At 38.3% G+C, this 24849-nt stretch carries 15 protein-coding genes; 6 read left to right on the top strand and 9 right to left on the bottom strand.

The features are described 5' to 3' along the window. Positions 1–38 precede the first annotated feature (38 nt). A complete protein-coding gene (locus tag CC99x_RS04525) occupies positions 39–11759 on the top strand; it encodes a DUF5801 repeats-in-toxin domain-containing protein (RefSeq protein WP_057624704.1) in 11721 nt (3906 codons plus the stop codon). Between the two features lie 82 nt (positions 11760–11841). On the opposite strand, the gene CC99x_RS04520 is transcribed toward CC99x_RS04525, so the two are convergent. Next, positions 11842–12543, bottom strand: coding sequence for a hypothetical protein (locus tag CC99x_RS04520; protein WP_057624703.1), 702 nt, complete (start codon positions 12541–12543; stop codon positions 11842–11844). 213 nt (positions 12544–12756) lie between these two features. Here CC99x_RS04520 and CC99x_RS04515 point away from each other — a divergent pair, with 213 nt between their 5' ends. Both CC99x_RS04515 and CC99x_RS04510 read left to right on the top strand, forming a co-directional pair. Then, positions 12757–13137, top strand: a complete 381-nt coding sequence (locus CC99x_RS04515) for a glutaredoxin family protein (protein ID WP_259596600.1) — start codon at positions 12757–12759, stop codon at positions 13135–13137. 21 nt (positions 13138–13158) lie between these two features. Continuing rightward, positions 13159–13866, top strand: coding sequence for an endonuclease (locus CC99x_RS04510; protein ID WP_083477353.1), 708 nt, complete (start codon positions 13159–13161; stop codon positions 13864–13866). A 324-nt stretch (positions 13867–14190) separates the two neighbouring features. Here the strand turns inward: CC99x_RS04510 and CC99x_RS04505 are convergent, their stop codons facing one another. Together CC99x_RS04505 and CC99x_RS04500 are read right to left on the bottom strand one after the other, a co-directional pair. After that, complete coding sequence (locus CC99x_RS04505) at positions 14191–15342, bottom strand: serine hydrolase domain-containing protein (RefSeq protein ID WP_057624699.1); 1152 nt, start codon at positions 15340–15342, stop codon at positions 14191–14193. A gap of 53 nt (positions 15343–15395) precedes the next feature. Continuing rightward, positions 15396–16457, bottom strand: coding sequence for a hypothetical protein (locus CC99x_RS04500; RefSeq protein WP_057624698.1), 1062 nt, complete (start codon positions 16455–16457; stop codon positions 15396–15398). A gap of 112 nt (positions 16458–16569) precedes the next feature. Here CC99x_RS04500 and CC99x_RS04495 point away from each other — a divergent pair, with 112 nt between their 5' ends. Beyond that, on the top strand, positions 16570–17502 hold the full coding sequence (locus tag CC99x_RS04495; RefSeq protein WP_057624697.1) for an ABC transporter ATP-binding protein: 933 nt from the start codon (positions 16570–16572) through the stop codon (positions 17500–17502). Then, entirely contained in the window at positions 17499–18899 is a 1401-nt protein-coding gene (locus tag CC99x_RS04490) for a hypothetical protein (RefSeq protein WP_057624696.1), read from the top strand. The genes CC99x_RS04495 and CC99x_RS04490 overlap by 4 nt, the downstream gene beginning before the upstream one ends. 327 nt (positions 18900–19226) lie before the next feature. Here CC99x_RS04490 and CC99x_RS04485 read toward each other — a convergent pair whose 3' ends face one another. Then, positions 19227–19838: a class I SAM-dependent methyltransferase gene (locus CC99x_RS04485; RefSeq protein WP_057624695.1), complete on the bottom strand. Its 612-nt coding sequence runs from the start codon at positions 19836–19838 to the stop codon at positions 19227–19229. Between the two features lie 8 nt (positions 19839–19846). Between CC99x_RS04485 and CC99x_RS04480 the strand changes: the two genes are divergently transcribed. Continuing rightward, on the top strand, positions 19847–20800 hold the full coding sequence (locus CC99x_RS04480; RefSeq protein ID WP_083477352.1) for an MASE1 domain-containing protein: 954 nt from the start codon (positions 19847–19849) through the stop codon (positions 20798–20800). Here the strand turns inward: CC99x_RS04480 and murI are convergent. The 5 genes from murI to CC99x_RS04455 all read right to left on the bottom strand — a co-directional run bounded on the left by murI (position 20797) and on the right by CC99x_RS04455 (position 24806). Continuing rightward, on the bottom strand, positions 20797–21654 hold the full coding sequence (gene murI, locus CC99x_RS04475; protein WP_057624693.1) for a glutamate racemase: 858 nt from the start codon (positions 21652–21654) through the stop codon (positions 20797–20799). The two genes, CC99x_RS04480 and murI, sit on opposite strands and share 4 nt — an antisense overlap. A gap of 8 nt (positions 21655–21662) precedes the next feature. Then, positions 21663–22697 (bottom strand): XAC2610-related protein, encoded by a 1035-nt coding sequence (locus tag CC99x_RS04470; RefSeq protein WP_057624692.1) that lies wholly within the window; start codon positions 22695–22697, stop codon positions 21663–21665. A 93-nt stretch (positions 22698–22790) separates the two neighbouring features. Next, positions 22791–23846 carry a YheC/YheD family protein gene (locus CC99x_RS04465; RefSeq protein WP_057624691.1) on the bottom strand — a complete coding sequence of 352 codons (1056 nt, stop codon included), beginning with the start codon at positions 23844–23846 and terminating at the stop codon, positions 22791–22793. A gap of 5 nt (positions 23847–23851) precedes the next feature. Further along, positions 23852–24178, bottom strand: a complete 327-nt coding sequence (locus CC99x_RS04460; protein WP_057624733.1) for a DMT family transporter — start codon at positions 24176–24178, stop codon at positions 23852–23854. A gap of 10 nt (positions 24179–24188) precedes the next feature. Further along, positions 24189–24806, bottom strand: a complete 618-nt coding sequence (locus tag CC99x_RS04455; protein ID WP_057624690.1) for a GNAT family N-acetyltransferase — start codon at positions 24804–24806, stop codon at positions 24189–24191. Between the last annotated feature and the right edge of the window lie 43 nt (positions 24807–24849).

Below are 24849 nucleotides of genomic sequence, written 5' to 3'. Positions count from 1 at the left end.
GATAGTTCACCTGTTGATTAGACATATGGGGCAAGACAATGAGTGATTCAATCAAACAAGAAGATCAAGACAATAATAACACAGACGACACAAAATCATTGTTCCAGCGTATAAAAGAAATGATCCCGACCTTATCAAAAGAAGCTGATGCCGCCGCATCACAAGCAGATATCGCAGAAAAGAAAGCGGTAGATCCAAGCGCAGTGCTAAACCAAGAAAAACCCCAAGAAGAAATCACTCAAGACGGAACAACAAATATTGCCGCGCCTAAAATTGAAGCTTCAGAAAATGTGCCCCAAGTAAACTCAGAAGCTGCAACAGATGAAACAACAGCGCTAGAAGACGATAGCAAAAAAGAAGATGAACAAGACGATGGAGAACTCAGCCTCGAAGATATTCAAAATTTAGATGCGTCAGCAGCAGGTGCAAGTGGTGGCGGTGCAGGTGGTGGTTTTACGATACCCGAGTTAATCGGTATCGGTAATAGCGCAGATGTGAACAGTGTTGCCAGAAACTTAGATATCAGTACGCCTGGTATTGCACAAGATGAAGAATTTATCCCACCACTGATCGCAAGAAGAATTAATAGATTTCCTTCTGCTGTCGATGATTCTGTTGATAGCCAAGGTGAAGCATTGGTATTTTTTGAAAAAAGCTTATCTGACGGCAGTGCACCTGGCAGCAAACCGCTCATGCTCTCTGGCAATATCTTAGCCAATGATGATTTAGGTGATGCACCTATTGCAATTACCGATCTTTCTATTCCAGGATTTCAAACCGACAAAAGCAATCCATCTGTTTGGGTTATAGAGACCAATGCAGGAAAGCTTACCGTTTATGTTGAAGATTTTAATGGATTTAATCAAGGTGATTTTAGTTATGAACTTTTTGATAATGATATGCATACGCCAGGTAATGGAGAAAATCTCATTATTGAAACCTTTTCTTATACATTTCAAGATTCAGATGGCGATCAAGCAAGTGCAAATATTATCGTTACCATCGTGGATGATGTTCCCAGTATTGAAATAGTAGCTACACAAACACCAGATATTATTGTTGACGAAAGTGATTTTAATATAGACGCTAAAGCTTCATTTTCTGTGCTCTTCAATGTAATACCAGGTGCAGATGGCATAGCAAGTCTAACTTATGATTTAAGTATTTTAGCACCAGGCATCGATAGCGGATTAATCGATACACTCACTCAAGAAGCCATAAAACTGTCACTAGAGGGTGGTGAAGTTGTTGGTCGTACCGAAACCTCAAATCTTGAAGTATTTAGAATATCCATCGATCCGAATACAGCAGAAATCACACTCAATCAAAGTCGTTCTATTGTGCACCCTGATAGTACAGATCCTGATGAAGCACTTTCTCCCGCCTCTTTTGCAGCAGAGAACTTAATTTCTCTCAATGTACATGTTGTTGATAATGATGGAGACAGTGACAATCAGTCTATTAACATTGGTCATGCTTTTCAGTTCAAAGATGATGGTCCTAGTATAGAACTTAATGATGTTTCTATGCCGATGTTACAAGTAGATGACAGCGATTTTTCCCAAGACGCTGTCGCCTCTTTTGCAGGGATTTTCTCCATTAATTTTGGAGCAGATGGCCCTAAAGATATTGATAATGATGACATAGCTGATATTGATGCGGTTCAATACACTCTCTCTATTAGCGCGGAAGGCACTAACAGCGGATTGGTTGATACGCTCTCTAATGAAAACATTATGCTTTATTTAGAATTGGGTGAAGTGGTTGGGCGTACTGAAAATGGCAATTTAGAAGTTTTTCGTATTTCCGTCGACCCACAAAGTGGAGAGATAACACTGAATCAAAGTCGCTCTGTTGTCCACGATAATCCAAATGATCCTGATGAAGCAAATGAACCTGCCACTTTAAGTTCGAGTGATCTCATCACACTGACATTAACTGTCATTGATGGTGACGGCGATTCTACAGATGAATCAATTTATATCGGTCAGGCTTTTAGCTTCAAAGATGATGGTCCTAGTATATCGCTCACAAACGTAGACATACCTGTACTCACCGTGGATGAGTCTGATTTCACAGCAAATGCAAGCGCTTCCTTTGCAGGACTGTTTTCAGCTTTATTTGGCAATGATGGTCCCAAAGATTCAAATAATGATGACGTTGCAGACGTAGATGCAGTTACTTATGCTTTAAACATCAGTGCACAAGATGCAAACAGTGGATTAGTCGATAGCCTTTCTAATGAAGCTGTAAAGCTTTTTCTTGAAGGTAATGACGTTGTTGGGCGCACTGAAGTAGGCAATATAGAAGTCTTTAGAGTCTCTGTAGATGCAAATAGTGGCGTGGTCACTTTAGAGCAATCTCGTGCTGTGGTGCATGATAATCCCAACGATCCCGATGAAGCAGATTCACCGGCAATGCTTTTAGCAGCTGATTTAATTAAATTAATTGCAACGGTCACCGATGGTGATGGTGATACTGCAAGTGCTGTCGCTGATATTGGTCAAGCTTTCAGATTTGAAGACGATGGTCCTAGCATCAATCGTAATGAGATTCCTGTTCCTTCATTAGTCGTCGATGAATCTAATTTTGCAATTGATGCAAGTAGCTCTTTTGCAATACTCTTCTCAGGACAATTTGGTGCAGATGGCCCTAAAGACAGCGACAATAATGACATACAAGATAATGATGCAATTACTTATATCTTAAGTGTCAGCACCCAAGGTGCTGACACTGGTCTAGTAGATACGCTTTCTAATGAGAACGTAAAACTTTTCCTTGAAGGTAATGAAGTTATTGGGCGCACAGAAATAGGCAATATAGAAGTCTTTAGAGTCTCTGTAGATGCAAATAGCGGTGTGGTTACTTTAGATCAATCTCGTGCAGTGGTTCATGACAACCCTAATGATCCTGATGAAGCAGACTCACCTGCAATGCTTTCAGCAGCTGATTTAATTAAATTAACTGCCACCATAACAGATGCTGATGGTGATACCGCAAGTGCTGTGGCTGATATTGGTCAAGCTTTTAAATTTAAAGACGATGGCCCTAGCATTGATCTCGGTTTAGCAGCTGTTCCGCTTGATCTTCTTACTGTAGATGAATCTAATTTGGCAGTGAATGCCTCCGCTAATTTTGCAGATAACTTTAGTATTGTCAGCAGTAGTTATGGTGCTGATGGTGCTGGTTCACAATCCAGTAGCTATGCTCTTTCCATCACTGCCAGTGGCGTAGACAGCGGCTTAAGCGATGTGGCCACCGGACAAAATATTTTACTCTTTATGAATAACGGCGTAGTTGAAGGCCGTGTGGGTGGCGTGAATGGCCCCGTTGCCTTCTCTGTTTCCGTTGATGCTTCCGGTATCGTTACTTTAGATCAAGTTCGCGCATTAAATCATCCAAATGCGGCCAATCCAGATGATGCTATAACATTAGCAAATACAAATTTAGTACAATTGACACGCACCGATACCATCGTAGATAAAGATGGCGATGCTGCTTCTGACAGCGCTACGCTGAATATTGGCCAAGCTTTTGTCTTCAAAGACGATGGTCCTCGTATTGATATTGCTTTAGCTGCTGTTGCAGTTGATACCCTTACAGTGGATGAATCTAATTTGGCTGTAAACGCTTCTGCTGATTTTTCTGATAATTTTAGTATAGTTACTAGTGATTATGGTGCAGATGGCGCTGGTTCACAATCCAGCAGCTATGCCCTTTCTGTTTCTGGTAGTGGCGTAGATAGTGGCTTAGATGATGTGGCTACCGGACAAAATATTTTACTCTTTATGAATAACGGTGTGGTTGAAGGCCGTGTCGGGAATGTGAATGGTCCTGTTGCCTTCTCTGTTTCTGTTGATGGTTCTGGCGTCGTTACCTTAGATCAAATTCGTGCCTTAAAACATCCTGATGTAAATAACCACGATGACAGTATTACTCTATCTAATCAAAATGCCATACAGTTGACCCGCACTGATACGATCATAGATAAAGACGGTGACGCTGCCTCTGACAGTGCTACGCTAAACATTGGTCAAGCCTTTGTTTTCAAAGACGATGGCCCTCATGCGAACAATGATTATTACTCTGTTGAACCACCTACACAGCCATCTTACAATCTAACTTTTGTTTTAGATGTTTCTGGCAGTATGAATACGGTTATTCCAAATTCTGGTGGAAAAACAAGATTAGATATCTTAAAAGAATCTCTCACAGGTCAGAATGCATTGCTTGACAGCTATGACGCTGCAAGTGCCGCGCTCAGAATTACAATTGTTACTTTTAGTGGCGACACAGATGGCCAAGATAGCGATGATGCGACAACCTCTATTGAGTTCAGTAGTGTTCAAGCTGCGAAAGACTATATTGATGCACTTTCTGCTAATGGCTGGACAAATTATAGAGCAGCGACTCAGGCTGCCAGCGCAGATATTATCCAAGATAGCCAAGATCCCAATTTGGATCATTTTGTTGACAGACTGTATTTCATCTCTGATGGTAGACCTGAACCCGCGGGCACTCAAGGTATAGACAATCGCTTAACTGATGCAGAAGAGCTTGCTTGGCGGAATTTATTAAATGAAAATAATGTTGAAGCTTATATTTTAAACATTGGTTCAATTAATCAATCAGATATTGACAATCATCTCAAGGACTTAGATGACGATCAACCAGGCACCGTTATTACAGTGGCTGCCAACCTGAGTAATTTACAAGAACTTCTGATTGGCACTATTAACCAAACAGAAACAACAGGAAATGTTTTAACAAATGACCTCAGTGGTGCTGATGGTGGATTGGAAGTCATTAATATCTATTTTGAACTTGCAAGCCCACAAGCTGCGAATAACTATATTAATGCACATCCTGAACTAGCAGGCGCAACTGCAAATGGAAATATTGTAACCATACCTGTGCCCAATGAAAGTATTACAACGCCCATTGGCAATGTATTGCATATTAACAGTGATGGAAGCTTTACTTACACAAGTTATCATAATGAAAACTCAGGTGCAGATGATATTTTACATTACACAGTCAAAGACAAAGATGGAGATACCTCTTCTGCAGAGCTGCGTTTTGATATTGATGGTGATGTAACCATCTTAAATCTAACCCCTAAAACAGAAGGTGGTGATGTTTCTGTTGATGAAGATGATCTTTTAGCAAACCGTGGTGTAGGTGAATCTGCAGGTTCAGATCCAGTGAAAGAATCGAATGTCGTTCAAGGTTCATTTACAATATTAGCACCAGATGGTATCGATATACTTTCTATTGGTGGCCACGCTATCATCACAAACGGTGTGTTTTCTCCAACCAGTTTCACAACCCCTTTCGGCAACACCTTCAGCGTTACGAATTTTAACAGCGCTACAGGCGAAGTCACTTACAGCTACACGCTGAATGATAACGAAAATCATCCTTCAGGCAATGGCGAAAATGATTTGTTCGAAGATTTAACTGTGATATTGAAAGATATCGATGGAGACACAGCAAATAACATATTATCTATTCGTATTATAGATGATGTCCCCAGTGTAACGGTAACCGCTATTGCAGCAGCGGATATTCTCACTGTCGACGAGAGTAATTTATCAACCAATGCCAGCGCCAATTTCTCTGACAATTTTAGCAGTGTTGCTGAGCCAGGCGCTGATGGATTAGCTAGCTTTTCTACCTCTTATACCCTTTCTGTTTCTGCAAGCGGTGTAGACAGTGGCTTAGATGATGTTGCTACAGGACAAAACATTTTACTCTTTATGAATAATGGTGTTGTCGAAGGCCGTGTCGGAAATGTGAATGGCCCCGTTGCTTTCTCTGTTTCTGTTGATGGTTCAGGCATTGTTAGCTTAGATCAAATTCGTGCTTTAAATCATCCAAATGCTGCCAATCCAGATGATGCAGTAACACTTACAAATGCAAATTTAGTACGTTTAACGCGTACCGACTCTATGACTGACAATGATGGCGATACAACAAATGGCGCCGCAACAATAAACATAGGCAACGCTTTATTCTTCAAAGATGACGGTCCCAACATTGATCTTGGTTTAGCTGCTGTTGCGGTTGATATTCTTACCGTGGATGAATCTAATTTGGCGGTGAATGCCTCTGCTAATTTTGCAGATAACTTCAGTATTGTCAGCAGTAGTTATGGCGCTGATGGCGCTGGTTCACAATCCAGCAGCTATGCCCTTTCTGTTTCGGCGAGTGGCGTAGACAGTGGTTTAGATGATGTGGCCACCGGACAAAATGTTTTACTCTTTATGAACAATGGTATGGTTGAAGGTCGCGTTGGGAATGTGAATGGCGCTGTTGCTTTCTCAGTCTCTGTCAATGGTTCAGGTATTGTTACTTTAGACCAAATTCGCGCCATGGCTCATCCAAATGCTGCCAATCCAGATGATGCTATAACATTAGCAAATACAAATTTAGTACAATTGACACGCACTGATACCATCGTAGATAAAGATGGCGATACTGCTTCTGACAGCGCAACCCTAAACATTGGTCAAGCCTTTGTATTCAAAGACGATGGTTCTCGTATTGATATTGCTTTAGCAGCTGTTGCGGTTGATATTCTTACTGTGGATGAGTCTAATTTGGCGGTGAATGCCTCTGCTAATTTTGCAGATAATTTTACTATCGTCAGTAGTAACTATGGGGCTGATGGCGCTGGTTCACAATCCAGCAGCTATGCCCTTTCTGTTTCAGCGAGTGGCGTAGACAGTGGATTAGACGATGTGGCCACCGGACAAAATATTTTACTCTTTATGAACAATGGTGTAGTTGAAGGCCGTGTCGGGAATGTGAATGGGCCTGTTGCTTTCTCAGTCTCTGTCAATGGCTCAGGTATTGTTACTTTAGACCAAATTCGTGCTATGGCTCATCCAAATGCGGCCAATCCAGATGATGCTATAACATTAGCAAATACAAACTTAGTACAATTGACACGCACCGATACCATCGTAGATAAAGATGGCGATGCTGCTTCTGATAGCGCTACCCTAAATATTGGCCAAGCCTTTGTCTTCAAAGACGATGGTCCTCGTATTGATATTGCTTTAGCAGCTGTTGCGGTTGATATTCTTACTGTGGATGAATCTAATTTAGGCGTGAATGCCTCTGCTAATTTTGCAGATAATTTTACTATCGTCAGTAGTAACTATGGTGCGGATGGTGCTGGTTCACAATCCAGCAGCTATGCCCTTTCTGTTTCGGTGAGTGGCGTAGACAGTGGATTAGACGATGTGGCCACCGGACAAAATATTTTACTCTTTATGAATAACGGTATGGTTGAAGGCCGTGTCGGGAATGTGAATGGGCCTGTTGCCTTCTCTGTTTCTGTTAATGGTTCCGGTGTCGTTACCTTAGATCAAATTCGTGCCTTAAAACATCCTGATGTAAATAACCACGATGACAGTATTACTCTATCTAATCAAAATGCCATACAGTTGACTCGCACTGATACGATTGTAGATAAAGACGGTGACTCTGCCTCTGATAGCGCTACCCTAAATATTGGCCAAGCCTTTGTCTTCAAAGATGACGGCCCTCATGCGAATGATGACTCTTATTTTGTTGCCGATCCTGGCTTGCCTTCTTATAACTTAACTTTTGTTTTAGATGTTTCTGGCAGTATGAATACGGTTATTCCAAATTCTGGTGGAAAAACACGATTGGATATCTTAAAAGAATCTCTCACCAATAATGGCGCATTACTTGATAGCTATGCAGATGCAAGTGCCGCGCTTAAAATTACAATTGTTACTTTTAGTGGCGATGCAGATGGCCAAGACAGTGATGATGCAGCAACTTCTATAGAGTTCAATAGTGTTCAAGCCGCAAAAGATTATATTGATTCCCTTTCTGCTAATGGTTGGACAAACTATCGAGCAGCGACTCAAGCTGCCAGCGCAGATATTATTCAAGATAGCCAAAATCCAAACTTAGATCATTTTATAGACAGACTGTATTTTATCTCTGATGGTAAACCTGAACCCGCTGGCACTCAAGGTATAGACAATCGCTTAACTGATGCAGAAGAGCTTGCGTGGAGAAATTTATTAGATCAACATGATGTTGAAGCTTATATTTTAAATATTGGATCAATTAATCAATCCGATATTGATGAGCATCTTAAAGATTTGGATGACGATCAACCAGGCACCGTTATCACAGTGGCTGCCAACCTGAGTAATTTACAAGAACTCCTCATTGGTACGATTAACCAAGTAGAAACAACAGGAAATGTTTTAACAAACGACCTCAGTGGTGCTGATGGCGGCTTACAAGTCATTAATATCTATTTTGAACTTGCAAGTCCACAAGCGGCTAACAGCTATATTAATGCGCATCCTGAACTAGCAGGCGCAACCGTAAATGGAAATATTGTCACCATACCCGTACCCAATCAAAGCATTACAACCCCCATTGGTAATGTACTTCATATGAACAGTGATGGAAGCTTTACCTACATAAGCAATCATAATGAAAATTCTGGTGCAGACGATGTTTTACATTACACAGTGAAAGACAAAGATGGTGATACTTCTTCTGCAGTACTCCATTTCGACATCGATAGTAATGTAACCATTTCAAATTTAACACCAAAATCAGAAGGTGGCGATGTTTCTGTTGATGAAGATGATCTCTTAGCAAGTCGTGGCGTAGGTGAATCTGCGGGTTCAGATCCAGTCAAGGAATCAAACGTTGCTCAAGGTTCATTCACAATAACAGCACAAGATGGAATTAATACACTTTCTATTGGTGGCCACGCCATCATCACAAACGGTGTGTTCTCTCCAATCAGCTTCACAACCCCATTCGGCAACACCTTTAATGCGATTTCTTTTAACAATACCACAGGTGAAGTCACTTACAGCTATACACTGAATGATAACGAAAATCATCCAGCAGGTAATGGTGAAAACCATTTATTTGAAGATTTAAATATCACCGTTAGCGATACTGATGGAGATACTGCGAATAATATATTATCTATTCGTATTGTAGATGACATACCCAATATTGATAGAAATCAAATAGATGCGCCTATACTGATGGTTGATGAGTCAAATTTTGCAGTTGATGCAAGTGCGTCTTTTGCTAATCTCTTCACCGGCATATTCGGAGCTGATGGCGCTAAAGACAGTGATAATAATGGTATACAAGATCCAAATGCAATTACCTACTCACTCGGCATAAGTGCAAATGGAGCGAATAGTGGTCTTGTTGATTCCCAATCAAAAGAAGCCATTAACCTATTTGTTGTTAACAATGAAGTGATAGGCAGAACTGCAACGAGCCATTTAGAGGTTTTCAAAGTTTCTGTTGATGCAAATTCAGGACTTGTTACTCTTAATCAAAGCCGCGCAGTCATGCACAGCAATCCTAACGATCATGATGAAGCAAGTTCACCTGCCACACTTTCTTCTGACAACCTCATCACCTTGACAGCCGTCATCGTGGATGGTGATGGAGACACAGATAGTGCAGTTGCCAATATTGGTGGTACATTCCAATTTAGAGATGATGGCCCAACGGCTGTTAGTGACTCTTTTGTTCTTGAAGTGCCACCCTTACCTTCTTATAATCTAACCTTTACGATTGATATCTCAGGTAGTATGGGTCAAATAATCAGTGGTACAGGTAAATCACGCTTAACACTTGTAAAAGAAGCTTTAACCAGCCAAGGCGCTTTATTAGATAGTTATGCACAAGCAAGTGAGCAACTCCGAATCAGTATTGTCACTTTTGCCGGCGATAGCGATGCTCAAGACAATGATGATGTGTGGATTTCTTCTGAATTTAACAATATTGCAGCGGCAAAAGCATATATCAATGCATTAACAGCAAACGGCAATACCAATTATCGTGCAGCACTTCAACAAACCTCAAAAGATATTGTCAATGATGCAAACGATCCAAATTTGGCTCATTTTATTGACAAAGTATATTGGTTATCAGATGGTCAACCTGTCCCCTCTTCTAAGATATTAACGGCTCAAGAAGAACTCGCATGGAGAAATTTACTTCAGCAAAACAATGTAGACGCAATTATCTTGAATATCGCACCAGCAGGTAGTCAACAAAATGTTAACCAACATTTGCAAGGATTAGCAAATCCTACAGATTCTCCAGCAGTCATTGAAGTAAAACCAAACTTAAGCAATCTTCAACAGCTCTTGTTGGATACAATTGACCCTGTCCAAACAGAAGGTAATTTATTAACCAATGATGCTGCAGGTGCAGATGGCCCTGCAACCGTTGTTGAAATTAAATTTACACTCGGCTCTAATCAAGCCGCCCAAACTTACTTGAATCAACATCCAGAATTGGCTGGCGCGACAAGAGACGGTAGCACCGTCATCATCCCAATTCCTAATCAAGCAATAGAAACACCACTAGGCGGCATGCTTCTTGTACTTGCAAATGGTAATTTCACTTATAGTGGTGCAAACGGCTCCATAGATATGGGTATTGATTCATTCCAATATACCATTAAAGATCAAGACGGAGATAAATCAACCGCTACCTTCATTTTACATGTAGCAGAGCAAGGAACACCTTTCGTCAGTGTCAATGATGCATCCGCAACGGAAGGTACACATTCCACCATTCAATTCTTAGTCACACTTTCTCATCCTGCAGATGAAAATATCACTGTCAACTATCAAGTGACACCCGATACAGCCAAAAACGCCAGTGATTATTTAAATAACATCTCAAATGGTTCTGTGACAATCTTGAAAGGATCAACAATGGCAACACTGGTCTTAAATGTTGTAGATGATAGCGTTTCTGAATCAACCGAAAACTTCTTTATAACCTTAACCAGCGCTTATAAAGCAAGTGGCGATGTTGTTGATATTGATGATTCTACAGGCACAGGAACCATTTTTGACAATGACACAAATGGATTAATGTCCTTAAAAGTTGATACTAATGCGGGATTAGAAGCAAATGACGATCAACAATGGGTAGAAATTAATAGTCAAATACAGGGAAATTTAATGCTCAATGATGTTTTTGATCACAAAGCTACTGTAATATCTGAAGTATCGTTTAATACTGCCGATGCGGATCAGTTTATTATTAAACATAATTTACTATCATTGGATGCATATGTAGATAAAGATGGAGAAACCGTTCATATTCCTTTACCCAAAGATGGATCAAATATTGAAATAGAAACACCTCATGATGCATTATTAACCATAAATAACCAAGGCGAGTATTCATATAGTGTTGGTGCACATAGTGTCGATGAGACGGAACATTTTGAATATACCTTGTTAAACACACATACAGCAGAAAGCGTATCTGCCAATTTCGATGTGAATGTATTAAGCCATCCTGGTTCATTGGTTAACCTTATGGGAACAACAGGTGATGATGTTCTAACCACTGCAAAAGTAAATGCTCAAGCAATCATTATGAATGGTGGGGATGGCATTGATGAATTTATTGTTGATGTGAGTGAAACAAACAATCCTGAAGTCATTGTGGTTCGAGATTTAGGTATCAATATGAGCAGATTGACCTTTATTAATGTGGAAGACAGCAACCACGATGGCACCGCTTCTTTCGCTGATGTTGTGAGTAGCTTTACGCAGGATGGTGATAATGTTGAAGTCTCTTTATCTAACAATACAACCCTCATTCTTGAAGGTATTGGCGTAGTAAATGGTCATGATGTCGCAGCATTAGAAAACCATTTGAACAATATAACTTTAGAAATGAATATAGTTTCCTAGTGCTTGACTCAGTAGGATATCTTCCTACTGAATTTCAAGCAGCGTATGGGCAGAAGATTGATTTATTATTCTGCCCATTTTTTTATAACTGAAAATTATTAATCAAAGCATCAACGTACTGTTGAAAATTTTTATTTTCACTATATTCTTTAAGCGTTTCACTCCACAAATTAATTGTAGATGCTTCGATAGTTAATATATTTTGGTTAAAAATAGATATTTGACTTAAGAGTGTACTGGGTGCAGCACTAAAATAAAAACTAAGCCCCATATGCCATTTCGTGATGGTTGACCTATCTACATATGCTTCTTCTTCTTTAATTATTTCTGCCAAATACGCTTTTACACTTTCCCAATCTGCTTTTGAAAAAGCAATTTGATCTTCAATTAATTTAACAAAAGTACCGCGGTGTTTAGCTGGCAATTTCTGTATTTCTTGATTAATAGCGTGCCTACTTAAAAAGCGTGCACGTGTAACATCGACATAATTATGAAAACGCATACCTTGTTCAAAGGGAGTTTTGCCAGCTTTTACCTCTTGTAAACTATCCGTTTTTATATGTGTTTTGCTTCTTGAAATGGTGCCCAAATATCTAATATCTGGAAATAAAGTACCCAAGATAAAATCTCTTTTTTGTAAGGGTGTATATTCAATACCATATTTTTCTAACCATTTTATACCAAGATAGGCATGCATGATTGGACCTGAGGCATGAGAAACAGCACTCACACTAAACAAACATATGAGTAGTCCAAATAATTTAAAATATTTATTAACTAACATAATTACCTTATAGATTGAAATAGAGCCAATAAAGAATCACAAGAGATGCTTAACAAAAAAGTTGAATAACTATTATTATTGGTTGTCAGCCATCTATCCAAAACCGATCCATGACTTATGCTCATTGAAATAACTCGAGTATATGTTGTTTTTTTTTAAGCAACCAGGTACAAAGGAACCTGCAGATTGTTAAAACTAGAAGTTGAGATACTTATGTCAAAAATCTTTTGTGGTGTGTTTTCCCCAATATTTTTATCTATTATACTAACTCTATCATTCTTATCACCTGCTTCTGCGGCAACCGCAAATATCGAAAAAACGACGCGAGATAATAACGAAGTTTCTATTTACGTTGCTTCTTGGTGCTCTCACTGTCGCAAAGCTAAAGAATACCTAGATCAATTACAAGTAACTTATACTCTTTACGACATTGATACACCCAACGGACAAGAAAAATTTGATGCATTACATGCGCAAGGTATACCCATTATTACGGTGGGAGAATATCGAATGGACGGATTTAACGCTGTTCAATTGACAAAAGTACTCTGCCAACATGCAGTATTAGAAAATTGCTCAGGAGCAGTCTCCTAAATTCCCGTTATAAGTTTTCAGATGCGGTATTTCATAAGTAGTTTGCTTTTCATTTTTGCTGTCTTGATGGGCAATGCTGTTTTGGCACAAATACCGCCACATCCGCTTCAGAATGAAAAAGATCTTCATCAAACACTGCTTAAGGTATACATACAGAATCCTTATACCACTTTTTGTAATGAATCATTCAATAAAGAGGGTTTATTGCAAACTTTCCCGATTCATTCAACCACTGCAGAACAGAAAATCCAATGGATGCCACTTGTAACAAAAAAAGAGATAGCGGCAACGCGCCCTTGCTTCGATAATAAAATATGCATGAATAAAAATGGGCAGCGTTTTAAAGGATTATTATGTTGCAAGCAATCAGATGCGCTTTATAAAATTATGTTATATGATCTACATAACCGCTTACCTGCGTCAAAACAGATTGTAAAATTAAGAGCCACATTATCATTTGACGCGATTACGCAGTCATCTGGAGAGAAAAGACAAGATTGCGCTTTTTATCTTCATGCAAAAACAAAAGTATTAGAACCCGAAGATGCGCTCAAAGGCGAAGTTGCTCGCATTTACCTTTATATGTACGATACCTATTCAATCCCATTGAGCCAAAGCAAAATAGAATTGTTTAAAAGCTGGCACTACCAATATCCTCCTAGTCCCTGGGAAAAGAAGAAAAATACTGCTATTCAAAAAATTCAAGGCAATGTGAATCCCTATGTGTGAAATAGTGCATTTTTAATAGAACTCCTGATGAGCAACGCATCTCCTAAAATAGTTTATGAGATGCAAATATTTTATTTAAGCTCAGTAATGCGTTTTTACAAAAAATGGATGGGATGGATTATGTAGGGGCGGACCGCTGTGTCCGCCCTGAATTTGACGGGCCGGCACAGAGACCGGCCCCTACACTGATTCACGTAGCAAATGATTTTTCGTTCAGCCAAGACACAGATTCTTTGAGCAACGCAGTTTACACAGATGTCAATAAGCAGCACAAAAGGATCTGCAACGAAGAATCAACGAAAAATGGCATTTTTGAGGCCACTTCTAATTTTTAGCACGTGCCTTCACATAAGATTCAAAGAAATTTAACGCTATTTTTGATGCAAACTTCTCTTCTGCATTTGTTAGAACAATGATACCCACATCATCTTTCACATAGCCCATAAAATTCCTAAAACCCTTTAGATGGCCTGAATGATAGATAACCTTTTTATTTGAATAATTCATTGAATGCCAGCCCAAACCGTAAGAACTATTAGTAATACGCCCTTTTACGGCTTGCCAAGCAAGTACTGCATTTGGATTTTTGACAACGGGAGTGGTTAACTTCTCAAGACCTGATTTTGAAATGATAGGCGATGGTTTTCCTAAATATAACTGCAAAAATGGAATCATGTCTTTCACAGAAGCATTAACCCCACCTGCAGCAGGAAAAGCATAATAACTTTTAGAGTATTTTGGCACAAGAACATACTTACCACGGCCATTGGGGACATGTGGATATGCTCTATCAGAATCTTGCATCATAGACTGATAGCCAACACTTGCATGACTCATACCAAGTGGCGTAAACAATTCTTGCTTAATCACTTTTTCCAAAGGCTTGCCTACAGCCTTAGAAGCCACATCACCAACCAAGCCAAACATGGCATTGTTATAAGCAAACTTCTGGCCTGGCTGAGCAACAACAGGAACCTTTTGCAATCTGTCAATAATTGTTTCGCGTGGCGCAAATGCTTCAATACGCTCATTAAATCCATAATTAGGTACACCCGTACTATGGCTCATTAAATGATAAATTTTGACTGGCTCACGCGTATTACGCACTTTGAAATTGGGCACAAATCGACTCACAGGATCTTGCAATGAAAGTTTACCTTGTGCTTGTAAAACGCCAAGAAGTGTTGCATGAACAGGCTTAGAAAGCGAGCCAATCTGGAAAAGCGTATTGGGCGTTATTTTATCTTTAGAACCTACTTTTTTAACACCAAAGGTTTTGAGATACAGTACTTTGTCACGAGATACAATGGCTACAGCAACACCTGGGATATTATTAGCCTTTATAATCTGAGCAATATTCTTTTCTAAACCAGGAATAACCTTGGAAACAGCATCGTCCGACTTAGTGTCAGCAAAGGCTACAAAAGAAAACAAAAGCATGCCAAATGCCAATGTTATGTTGGTTAACTTGTGCAAATTAATTCCTCAGGAAACAGGTGTTACTAAAATAAGTAGAATTACCATCTCAATCAAACTTTCAGATCTGCATATCGCCATCTATCATAACTATTATCAACATCATCTCTCAATTGAAATAATGTGCGTTCATTAAAGATTCTATCTATCATCACTTCTAGTGCTGATTTAACAGGTTTAAATTTATTCACTTGACGTGCAGGAATCAACAACTGTAATTTTTTAAGCGCTTGCAAATCACCACAGCAGGCTCTATCCGCTAAATAATTAAAATGGCGATCAATCTTCTTGTAGGTATGATAAGCCATTGCCTCAAACTGACTGTTAAAAAATGCATCCATCAATTCTTGTGGCTGAGCGCCATTTACTTGCGAAATTAATGCCTGCGCCTCTTTTAGAATACGTGATTTGGCGCGTTGTTTGGCTGCCTCTTTCAACTTTATGCTTAAGTCTTTTGCACGTTTTACATTTCTACGCATATTTGCAGCATTCGCACGGTTTACCATACTGACAGATAGCAACAACATAGCCTTAGCCATTAAACCTACGCAGGCCCCCACACCTAAACTCATCAACACAACGGTCATATTCATATCATTAAGAGATAAGCCTGAAACCAGGCTAAAACCAATGGCTGTAGCAAGCAACCCAAATAAGGCACCTAAAACGGTTTGACCAGATAAGCGATACAAAATTTCGCCAATGCTTCCATTGTATTGTGGTTTTGCTTTTAAGAATGCAAGACTACTACCGATCAAAGCACCCAATCCAAAGCCAATGGGCCTGAATAAATACTTAGCCACATCTTGAGCCACACCTTGGCCAATTGTAATCCCTGAAATAAGTTTTATAACTATTTCTACAGCCCTTATTTCAAATAAAATACGAACAATCGGGATCTCTTTTAAAAGTTCGTTGTAAATACTATCTAAACCGTTTGGAATAAAAGCGAATAAGCCAGCAAATAAATCTTCAAAAATGTCTGCCACCATTTTGCCCCAAACAAAGGTATTTTGAAGCTTAGGATAGGCATTTGACACAATGATCTTTGCATCTGATTCTAGAATTTTAGCTTCGCTTGCACTATCGTCGTTTTGTATTTTGGTATCTGTCATTATATTCCTCAGGCAAACTAGAAGTAAGAAAACTTTCTTCTCTAAAGCATTGATTGTGTATTATGAGTCAATTTCATAAACTGTAGCCATGTAAACTTATTTAATAATTTATATGATTAAAGTCGAAAAATTAACTTTCGATTATCCAAACAAGCGTGCCTTGGATAATATTTCATTTGAAATAGAACCACAAACAATCACTGCATTGGTTGGCCCTAACGGTGCAGGCAAAACAACCCTACTACGCACACTTGCTGCGCTGGATACGCCCCTTTCTGGCAAAATGTTTATTGATAACTATGATGTCTTACGTTTTCCCAAACAGGTTCACCGTTTATGCAGCTTTTTGCCTGACTTTTATGGTTTATATGATTCACTCACTGTAGCCCAGTGTCTTACTTTCACAGGCTTAAGCTACCACCTTGAGTCAAAAGCCTTAGAGTTAAGAATAAGCACCGTTTTAGAAAAGTTGAACTTAAGTGAGTATCGTAATAGCTTAGCAGGCCATCTATCACGCGGATTACGTCAACGACTCGCCATCGCGCAAGCAATCGTTTACCAACCGAAGGTATTATTCTTAGATGAGCCTGCTTCTGGCTTAGATCCAGAAGCAAGAATGCAATTGTCCACCTTACTAAGAAACCTACGCGCCGAAGGTATGACGCTCATCGTCTCTTCTCATATTCTTTCTGAATTAGAAGACTATTCTACGCATATGATGATGATAAAAAATGGAAAATTAATTAAGCACTGTGCCTTAGATATAAGCACAGAACAAGAAAAGTCAAATAACTATCTAAAGATCTCATTGACTGCTTTAGATGACGCCATTTTAAAGGCATTATCAGCTTTTAAAAATCTAACTCTAAAATCAACTGAAAAATTAAGCGTAATTGTTCGCTTTGATGGCAATGTCGATGCACAGCACCAACTGCTCAAAGATCTCATTGCGCACAATATCCCCGTCTGTGGCATTCAAGCAATTAAACCCTCAATGGCTGAAGTGTATTTAGATGCTTCTTACGATACAAGTGATAAAAAATGATGATATTCAATAATGCTGAATTTAGAAGAAATATATGGCTTGATTTTTCATTACAGCGAATCTTGCTGACTTCTTTAATCATTGGCCTAATCGTCTATCTCTTTCAACTAGCAGGTAGTCATTCTACAAGTGCGGCAATAGCATTTGCACTTGCATGCTATTTTATTTTCCTATGGGGCACCAAAAATGCTTCTGAGTGTGTCATTGAAGAAGTCAATTTAAACACGTGGGACTTTCAACGACAATCTGCCCTTACTCCACTTGAAATGAGTTTTGGCAAACTCATTGGTAGCACCGCCTTTGCATGGTACGGTACATTTATTTCTCTTATCCTCTATGTCTTCCTAGCGCTCAATACTTCAACAACTGCCACAGAGCTATCCCTTTACGGTCAACTGTTCAATGTAAAAACACTTGATATAGGCCATGAAGTTATTCTATTACTAATGGGAGGACTTTTAACACAAAGCATAGCACTCATCCTCAGCTTGCAAGTACTGTCAAAAGCACGACACGGCCATAACATAAAAACTTTCCGATATTTTCTGATTGCCATCTTTATCGGTGGCACCATCACTCATCAGACTTTTTTATTATCAAGCCTATCGACAACCATCACATGGCATCATATTGAGTTTAATGCTGCCTCTTTTATCCCTATTTCGTTGTTTATTTTTCTCATCTGGTCACTCATTGGTGTATATAGAAGTTTCAGCAAGGAACTTCAATATTCACAGATTCCATGGATATGGCTCATCTTCAACCTCTACTGTGTGATTTATTTTTCAGGCTTTACTTTTGCAGCCCCTTTATCTGAGCAATTAAATGAAATTGAAAAATTAAAAGATCTCCAAACCGTCTTCAAAAGTGCTCCCATTTATACAGCCTTTATGGTTGCATTGCTCTTATCTTACTGCGCTATATTGATCGATAACGTGTCTTACTTACAATACAAACGACTCATTACACACTTCAATGAAAAAAGAATTGTTGAGGCACTTAACTATAGCCCGCTCTGGATTATTTCCGTTGCTTTTCTACTGATAACAGGATTGATTGCAATAGCATCACCCCTACCTCTTTCTAAATTTATAGATTCTTTTTCTTCCTCTATCTTAATACTCACCACAATATTATTTTTGATGCGTGACATTGCGCTCATGCATTATTTTACCTTAAAACAAAAAAGTAGAATTCTAGGCACCTTTGTTTTGTATCTATTTTTACTTTATGTTTTATTTCCGTTCTTACTCAAAGTCTCACAGCTAAATAGCTTATTACCTCTCTTCATACCCAGTTATGGGCAAGGTAATTTTGTGGCATTTGCAGGTCTCTTTGCGCAAATTGGATTGATAGGGTTTTTAATTAAAATACAATGCAAGGCCTATCGGGTGTAAAAGTTCATAGAATAAGCATAAGTACTGTCTTTTTCTTCGTTCGCAAAGAGACGCTCGTACAGCTATGCTATACGAGCAGAACGTCACAGCAGATGTGCTTTTAGACTAGACGCTGAGTGTCGAGCAACCGGAGTTTACATATAAGTAAATGAGGATTGCGAGAGTACGAAAGCAACAACGTCTAAAACACATATGCGAAGACGAACGTCACAGCAGATGAGTTTCAAGCAAGGCATCGAGCAATCGAGTAACAGGAGCGTATACAGAAATACACGACTGTTAGGAGAATGCGAAGGTAACACAGCATGAAGCTCAGCTGCGAAGACGCTAGCGATACCAGAAGCACAATGCTGAATCCCAACTACACTCAATCGAAAACACCTGATGCAATTTCAAACGTTCTAATGTTGTAATTGGGCGCAAACTTAAGACCTGTGTAATAGAAGGTGTTTGATTAATTTTCTCACCGATTTTACAGAGTAAATCCTGAGTAAAACAAGTGGAGCAACTATAAACAATATTGGCTACACTCCAATCAATCTCCAAAAAATTATGCGCAATCAATGATAGTTGTCTGTTGTTCTCCCAAAAAAAAGGTAATTGCTGCTCTGCAATTTCTATTTTTTGTTTAGACTGAAGATATAAAGACTCCGTTGCTTCAATCCCGATCACTTTTTTCACTTGGCTTCGTAAAAACATTTGTAAAGCAAATTTTCCTAAACCAGAGCCGAGATCTAATAATACATCGCTATTACTTAACTTCAGTTTTTTGATCATTTTAACGGTACTGGGATAAAGCAATTCCCCATATACATAGCAAATGTCTTGAGACATATATTCATGCTTCTGGGCATCAGAATAATTTTGAAAGCCTTTTGAATGTTGATATAGTGATTCAACATAAGCGTACATTAATTTATCTATATTGCTATCTATCATATGCTTTTATGACATCCAAAACAGAACAGTTTAAACAGTTTTCACAATATCTTGTTCAGCATAACGTGATAGCTCACCAAGCTAAAGACTGTTATAGAAAATATTACAAGCTATTCTTTCTTAGAAGATTAGCTGAATTTATGCTTTCCAGTGTGTTTATTTACGTTGGAATTAACTTTCTTATTCTAAGCAAATTTAACCTACCCCTCTGGCCAGCAACAGGAGCAGCACTCAGCATTGCATTTCTAAGGGGGCATTATGCCTATTTTGGTTTTCTGATAGGCGCCATGAGTGCTTTTTATATTCATTCCAGTGATATTTTATTTAGTTTTTTTCAAGCGTTTGGCTTCACTCTTTATATTTATCTTATGCGAACACTGCTTTTACGATGGGTTGGTGCTATTCAACCACTTAATAGTTCCAAGGTAGTGATAAAATTTATTTACATTGTTGCAATACTGACGCTTATTCACATTATTTATACTTACATGATGATGCATCTTTTTAATTATAAATGGCCTTTTAATTTTAAACACATATATATTCATTGGCTATCAGAGCTGAATGGTATCTTATGCCTAACGCCCTTTACACTGGCCTTTGATCCTTTTGTCAGCAAAAAATATTTTAGTTTCAAAAGAAGAAATTATTTCTGGTTTGTATCTGCCATAATGATTATTGCATTACACTTGTCATTTATATGGCTGCACACACCACTTTATATTGCTTGTGCTTTAGGATTGTTGTTAGTCAGTATTTGCATTTTTGCTTATCAATTTTCTAAAATCCCATCAACGACCTTGCTCTTAAGTTTAGGTTTACTATATTTAGCAGGCATTACTGACTATGCTTCTAATATTTTCACAACCGCTTATGTATCTGAAACTTATCTTAGTATTACTTGTCTTTGCTGTTTGGTGATTGCCACATCACAATCAAAGAAACATAATCCTAGCGCTTAGGTCTGGGTTGATTTTATTATATTTATAGAAACCAACTCTGGTGAAAGCACCTGGTTTCTTGAATCTAAGAAAAATTTCCCAACACGTTGAAAACGCTCAATACCATCTGTCACCAAATATTGGATCTTGCCACAAGTGCTTTGTTGATTAACAAGATTATTTGCTGTTAAGCGTGCCAAAACAGCATCAGCAACAGAAAAAGCAGAATCAATGATAATTGTATTTTGATCAATAACTTTTTGAATAGCAGACTTTAAGACGGGAAAGTGCGTGCATCCTAATAACAAGGCTTTTTGTGCAGGATTATCAAGTTGCTGCCAAAGTGGTGTTAGCATATGCTCAATAATATCTTCTACTAAAGGGCCACTATGCCAACCTTCTTCAGCAAGCGCGACCAACAATGAACAAGGCCATTCAATGACCTCACGATTAGGACTCTGTTTTAGAATGGTTTGCGTATAAGCACGAGATTTAACTGTTCCCTCCGTTGCAATGACAGCAATTGGCCCTTCTGGCAACTGTGTTAACGTCATTTCAGCACTTGGCTGTATTACCCCAATAACAGGCACAGGATAAAAATCTCTCTCTAAGGTTTCAAGTGCAACACTCGAGGCTGTATTACAAGCCACAACCAGCAATTTAATGCCACGATCTATTAAATGCTTACTCGCATTATAAGAATAATGAATAACCGTGTCTTTACTTTTCGTTCCATAAGGCAAGCGAGCAGTATCGCCTAGATAAATAAAATTTTCATTAGGTAGAAGCTGCATTAATGCATTCAGAACGGTTAAGCCTCCCATACCTGAATCAAAAACGCCGATTGGCAATGTAGTATCTGTTTTAAAATTCATAAAAGCTCTCAGCCTTGCATAATTTCATTTAATCCACCCCATTTAGCAACCCATTTATCTTTATCAAAGTGTTTTTGTTTTGCACCAAGATTTAAGACCATATGCTCTATTAATCCATTTACAAATTTAATATTTGCATTCAGCGCAGATGTTTCTCTCAGATGCTCGCACGCTTCTTCTGCATCACACAGTGTAATCATTCGAACCAGTGATAAATGCTGCTCAAATATATTTTTCAATTGTAAACTAAGCGAGCGATCATTTTGATCTACAAAATCAGGTACTAACTCATATACTAAGCTATTTAAACATAGATTTGCTTCTTTCAAACCTAATAATTTATCTCCCTGTAGCGCGTACTCTTTAATATGCTCTAAACATAAGCCTTTTCGGTCAATAAAGTGCTCTAAGTATTGAGCTGTTTTTAAATTACCTCTAAAAGTATTTCGCTCTACTTCTGTTAAAATACCGTTTTTATTTATCATCACAATATTTTCACAGCTACCATTCTGATGACAATCAATCATTGTTTGCTTCACAAGCAATAAATCATTATCTAAAAACTGATAATAATCATTTGTTTTTATTTCTCTATCTTGCCATTGAGAAATAACTTGTTTTTTCTGCGCATCAAAAATAGGATTTTTCAAAGCTGCCACTGCTTTATGCTCTACAAATTCTGCGCTCTGATTATTGTAGTACCAATATTGATCACGTTTGATAGCGGATTCATCTTTCAATAATATTTCGAGAATGCCATCAAAATTATAATCGAGAAATACCAGAGCATCTTTTTTTAAGTGAGGTGATATGTGGCTCAGTTGCTGTACAGTTGTACCCTCTGCTGTCACAATTTTTAAAAAGCCATCCGTGGTTAAATCTTTTTCTTGTGAAGAGGCTTTGCGCCATAATTGAAAATGAAACGCCACCATGTGTGGATGCAACTGTTTTTTAACTTCCCAAACCATTTCATCCGCAAGCACAGCTCTAAATACAAAACAGCTGATTAAACTGATGAGTAAAATTCTCACTACTTTAGACATGCAACATTCTATCCTTAAACAATGCTTTCTTCACATATTTTACTGACTTTAATAGCAATATTATCAAAAAACGATAAATATTCATCGATCAACTTAATTCTTGAGCTTTAAATGACTGAGCCACTCTTTTAATTTTGAATATGAGTCATTTTTATCAATAATAGGCGTAAAGGCGCTATAGCCATTTTTAGGTGGAACATGACCTACTGCAGGCAAAACAAAATCATCCACAATATGCGCCCAATATGGATACCAAAGCGACTCCATAAATTCATGCTCAGAATCGATAGGACAATCTGGCGTTTGATTGATCTCAAGTAACCAGAGCTTACCCACATCATCCACAATAAAATCAAAACCGAAAAATTCTATTTTTTTTACTATACTTGGCTTTAAATAAGATGGAAATTCTTTAAGTAAAAGCTCAGCACACCGCCGAACAATCGCAGTCATCTGCAAATAAATTCTCTCAAAATCAGGCAGGCTATCCGCAAGTTTTTGCTCAATATGAGATAATTCTCCATCTAATACATAGTTCGTAACATGAACTTTGCGATTAGAGAAACCATCTTCTGCATTAAAGGGGTAAGCACTGATATTGGCATATCCTTGCTTATATAAATATACGCCTGCAAAATTACTAAATACAGAACAAACACGATAAGTAAATTTTCTTCCCTGGTAGAGTGCGGGATTTGTAATATATTGCTGAATAATTTGCTCACCACCAACACGCGCAGATGACTTAAAATGTTTTTTAAGCTCTTCAACGTTGTTAAATAATCTAATGTCATCACCATTATTTAAAGTGGCTGGCTTTAAAATCCATTTCAACGTTGAAATATTAGATTGATATACTTGATCAACCATATAATGATTCAATGTCATTTGAGACAAGACTTGACTACAGTTTTGATCATTAATGGTATAGGTTAAAGGCCAGAAATCCACTCGATATTTCTGCAATAAATCTGTCAACAAATGTTTATATTCAAAATGTTGAGAGATCTCGTCATTTAAAGACAAATTCTGTTCTGAAAAAAGTGCAGGCGGCTGTTCAAGCTTCTCCCACTTTCTTTTTTTTAATTCGCGAGCAATATGAAAGCGTGTAGCCGTATGATAAGTATGAAAATGAAAAGTCTGATCCATGAATATCAAGCTGCATCAGAGAATAAATGAATTATCAAAATACCTGATAAGATCATTGCCATTCCAAGGATAGCAGGAATATCAAGTTTTTGGCCATATACAACCCAACCAATGACCGCTATTAGAATAATACCAAAGCCACACCAAATGGCATAAGCAATACCCACCGGCAAAGATCGTAGGCTTAGCATCAAAAAATAAAAAGCAACAATATAACTAGAAACAACCAAGGCAGTTGGCCAAAATCTCGTAAACTCTTCTGATGCTTTTAAAGAACTGGTGGCTATTACTTCTGCCATAACGGCGATAGCCAAATAAATATAAGACAACACTAGAACCTCATTATTTTTCGTGCTCATAACTCCATTTCAGAGGGGGTAATTTAGTTGCATCCGTACAAGCATAAATAAGAGAATGGGTAATTTCACTACCATCTGCTGAAAGCCGATGATTTTTTAATCGCCCTTCTAATTCAAAATTAATCCTCTCTACAACTTTAGCACTTTTTTTATTTTGCTCTTCACAATTGATTTCTACTCGTTTAGCTGTTTGCACTTCAAATAAATAGCGAGTCAGTGCATTCATTGCTTCTGAAATCAATCCTTTTCCTGTAAATTTTTGATTAACCCAATAACCCACTTCAAAACTAGGCACTAGCAAATTAGCAGGTTTAATACCACTTGCACCAATGTATTGTTGATCGTCTAGATCGACAATTTGTAAAGGTTGCTCTACGCTTTCTCTGGGAATGCTTTGCCATAATTGCTCACCCTCTTCAAGATAAACAATTGTATCTCGCAAGCTTGCCAATGATTGCGCCCAAGGCATCCATCTTTTTAATACTTTGAAACTATCTTTCATTGCATCATGCATTAATTTTGCATCTGTTACACGGGCAGGACGAATCATCAAGCGATCTGTTTTGATATACTTAAGTTTGATCGGGCTTGTAAATATCATACTCTCTATTCAACCACTTTTTATTTTATATAGCTATGTATAT

The organism is Candidatus Berkiella cookevillensis (assembly GCF_001431315.2).
Taxonomy (GTDB): Bacteria; Pseudomonadota; Gammaproteobacteria; order Berkiellales; family Berkiellaceae; genus Berkiella_A; species Berkiella_A cookevillensis.
The sequence above is the reverse complement of the archived record's forward strand: the minus strand, read 5'-3'. Positions and strand labels throughout refer to the sequence as shown.

Coding starts and splice junctions, on each gene's coding strand:
- CC99x_RS04465 (WP_057624691.1), bottom strand. CDS start 23,846: ATGGATCAGACTTTTCATTTTCATACTTATCATACGGCTACACGCTTT.
- CC99x_RS04495 (WP_057624697.1), top strand. CDS start 16,570: ATGATTAAAGTCGAAAAATTAACTTTCGATTATCCAAACAAGCGTGCC.
- CC99x_RS04515 (WP_259596600.1), top strand. CDS start 12,757: ATGTCAAAAATCTTTTGTGGTGTGTTTTCCCCAATATTTTTATCTATT.
- CC99x_RS04455 (WP_057624690.1), bottom strand. CDS start 24,806: ATGATATTTACAAGCCCGATCAAACTTAAGTATATCAAAACAGATCGC.
- CC99x_RS04470 (WP_057624692.1), bottom strand. CDS start 22,697: ATGTCTAAAGTAGTGAGAATTTTACTCATCAGTTTAATCAGCTGTTTT.
- CC99x_RS04520 (WP_057624703.1), bottom strand. CDS start 12,543: ATGTTAGTTAATAAATATTTTAAATTATTTGGACTACTCATATGTTTG.
- murI (WP_057624693.1), bottom strand. CDS start 21,654: ATGAATTTTAAAACAGATACTACATTGCCAATCGGCGTTTTTGATTCA.
- CC99x_RS04490 (WP_057624696.1), top strand. CDS start 17,499: ATGATGATATTCAATAATGCTGAATTTAGAAGAAATATATGGCTTGAT.
- CC99x_RS04480 (WP_083477352.1), top strand. CDS start 19,847: ATGACATCCAAAACAGAACAGTTTAAACAGTTTTCACAATATCTTGTT.
- CC99x_RS04500 (WP_057624698.1), bottom strand. CDS start 16,457: ATGACAGATACCAAAATACAAAACGACGATAGTGCAAGCGAAGCTAAA.
- CC99x_RS04485 (WP_057624695.1), bottom strand. CDS start 19,838: ATGATAGATAGCAATATAGATAAATTAATGTACGCTTATGTTGAATCA.
- CC99x_RS04510 (WP_083477353.1), top strand. CDS start 13,159: ATGCGGTATTTCATAAGTAGTTTGCTTTTCATTTTTGCTGTCTTGATG.
- CC99x_RS04525 (WP_057624704.1), top strand. CDS start 39: ATGAGTGATTCAATCAAACAAGAAGATCAAGACAATAATAACACAGAC.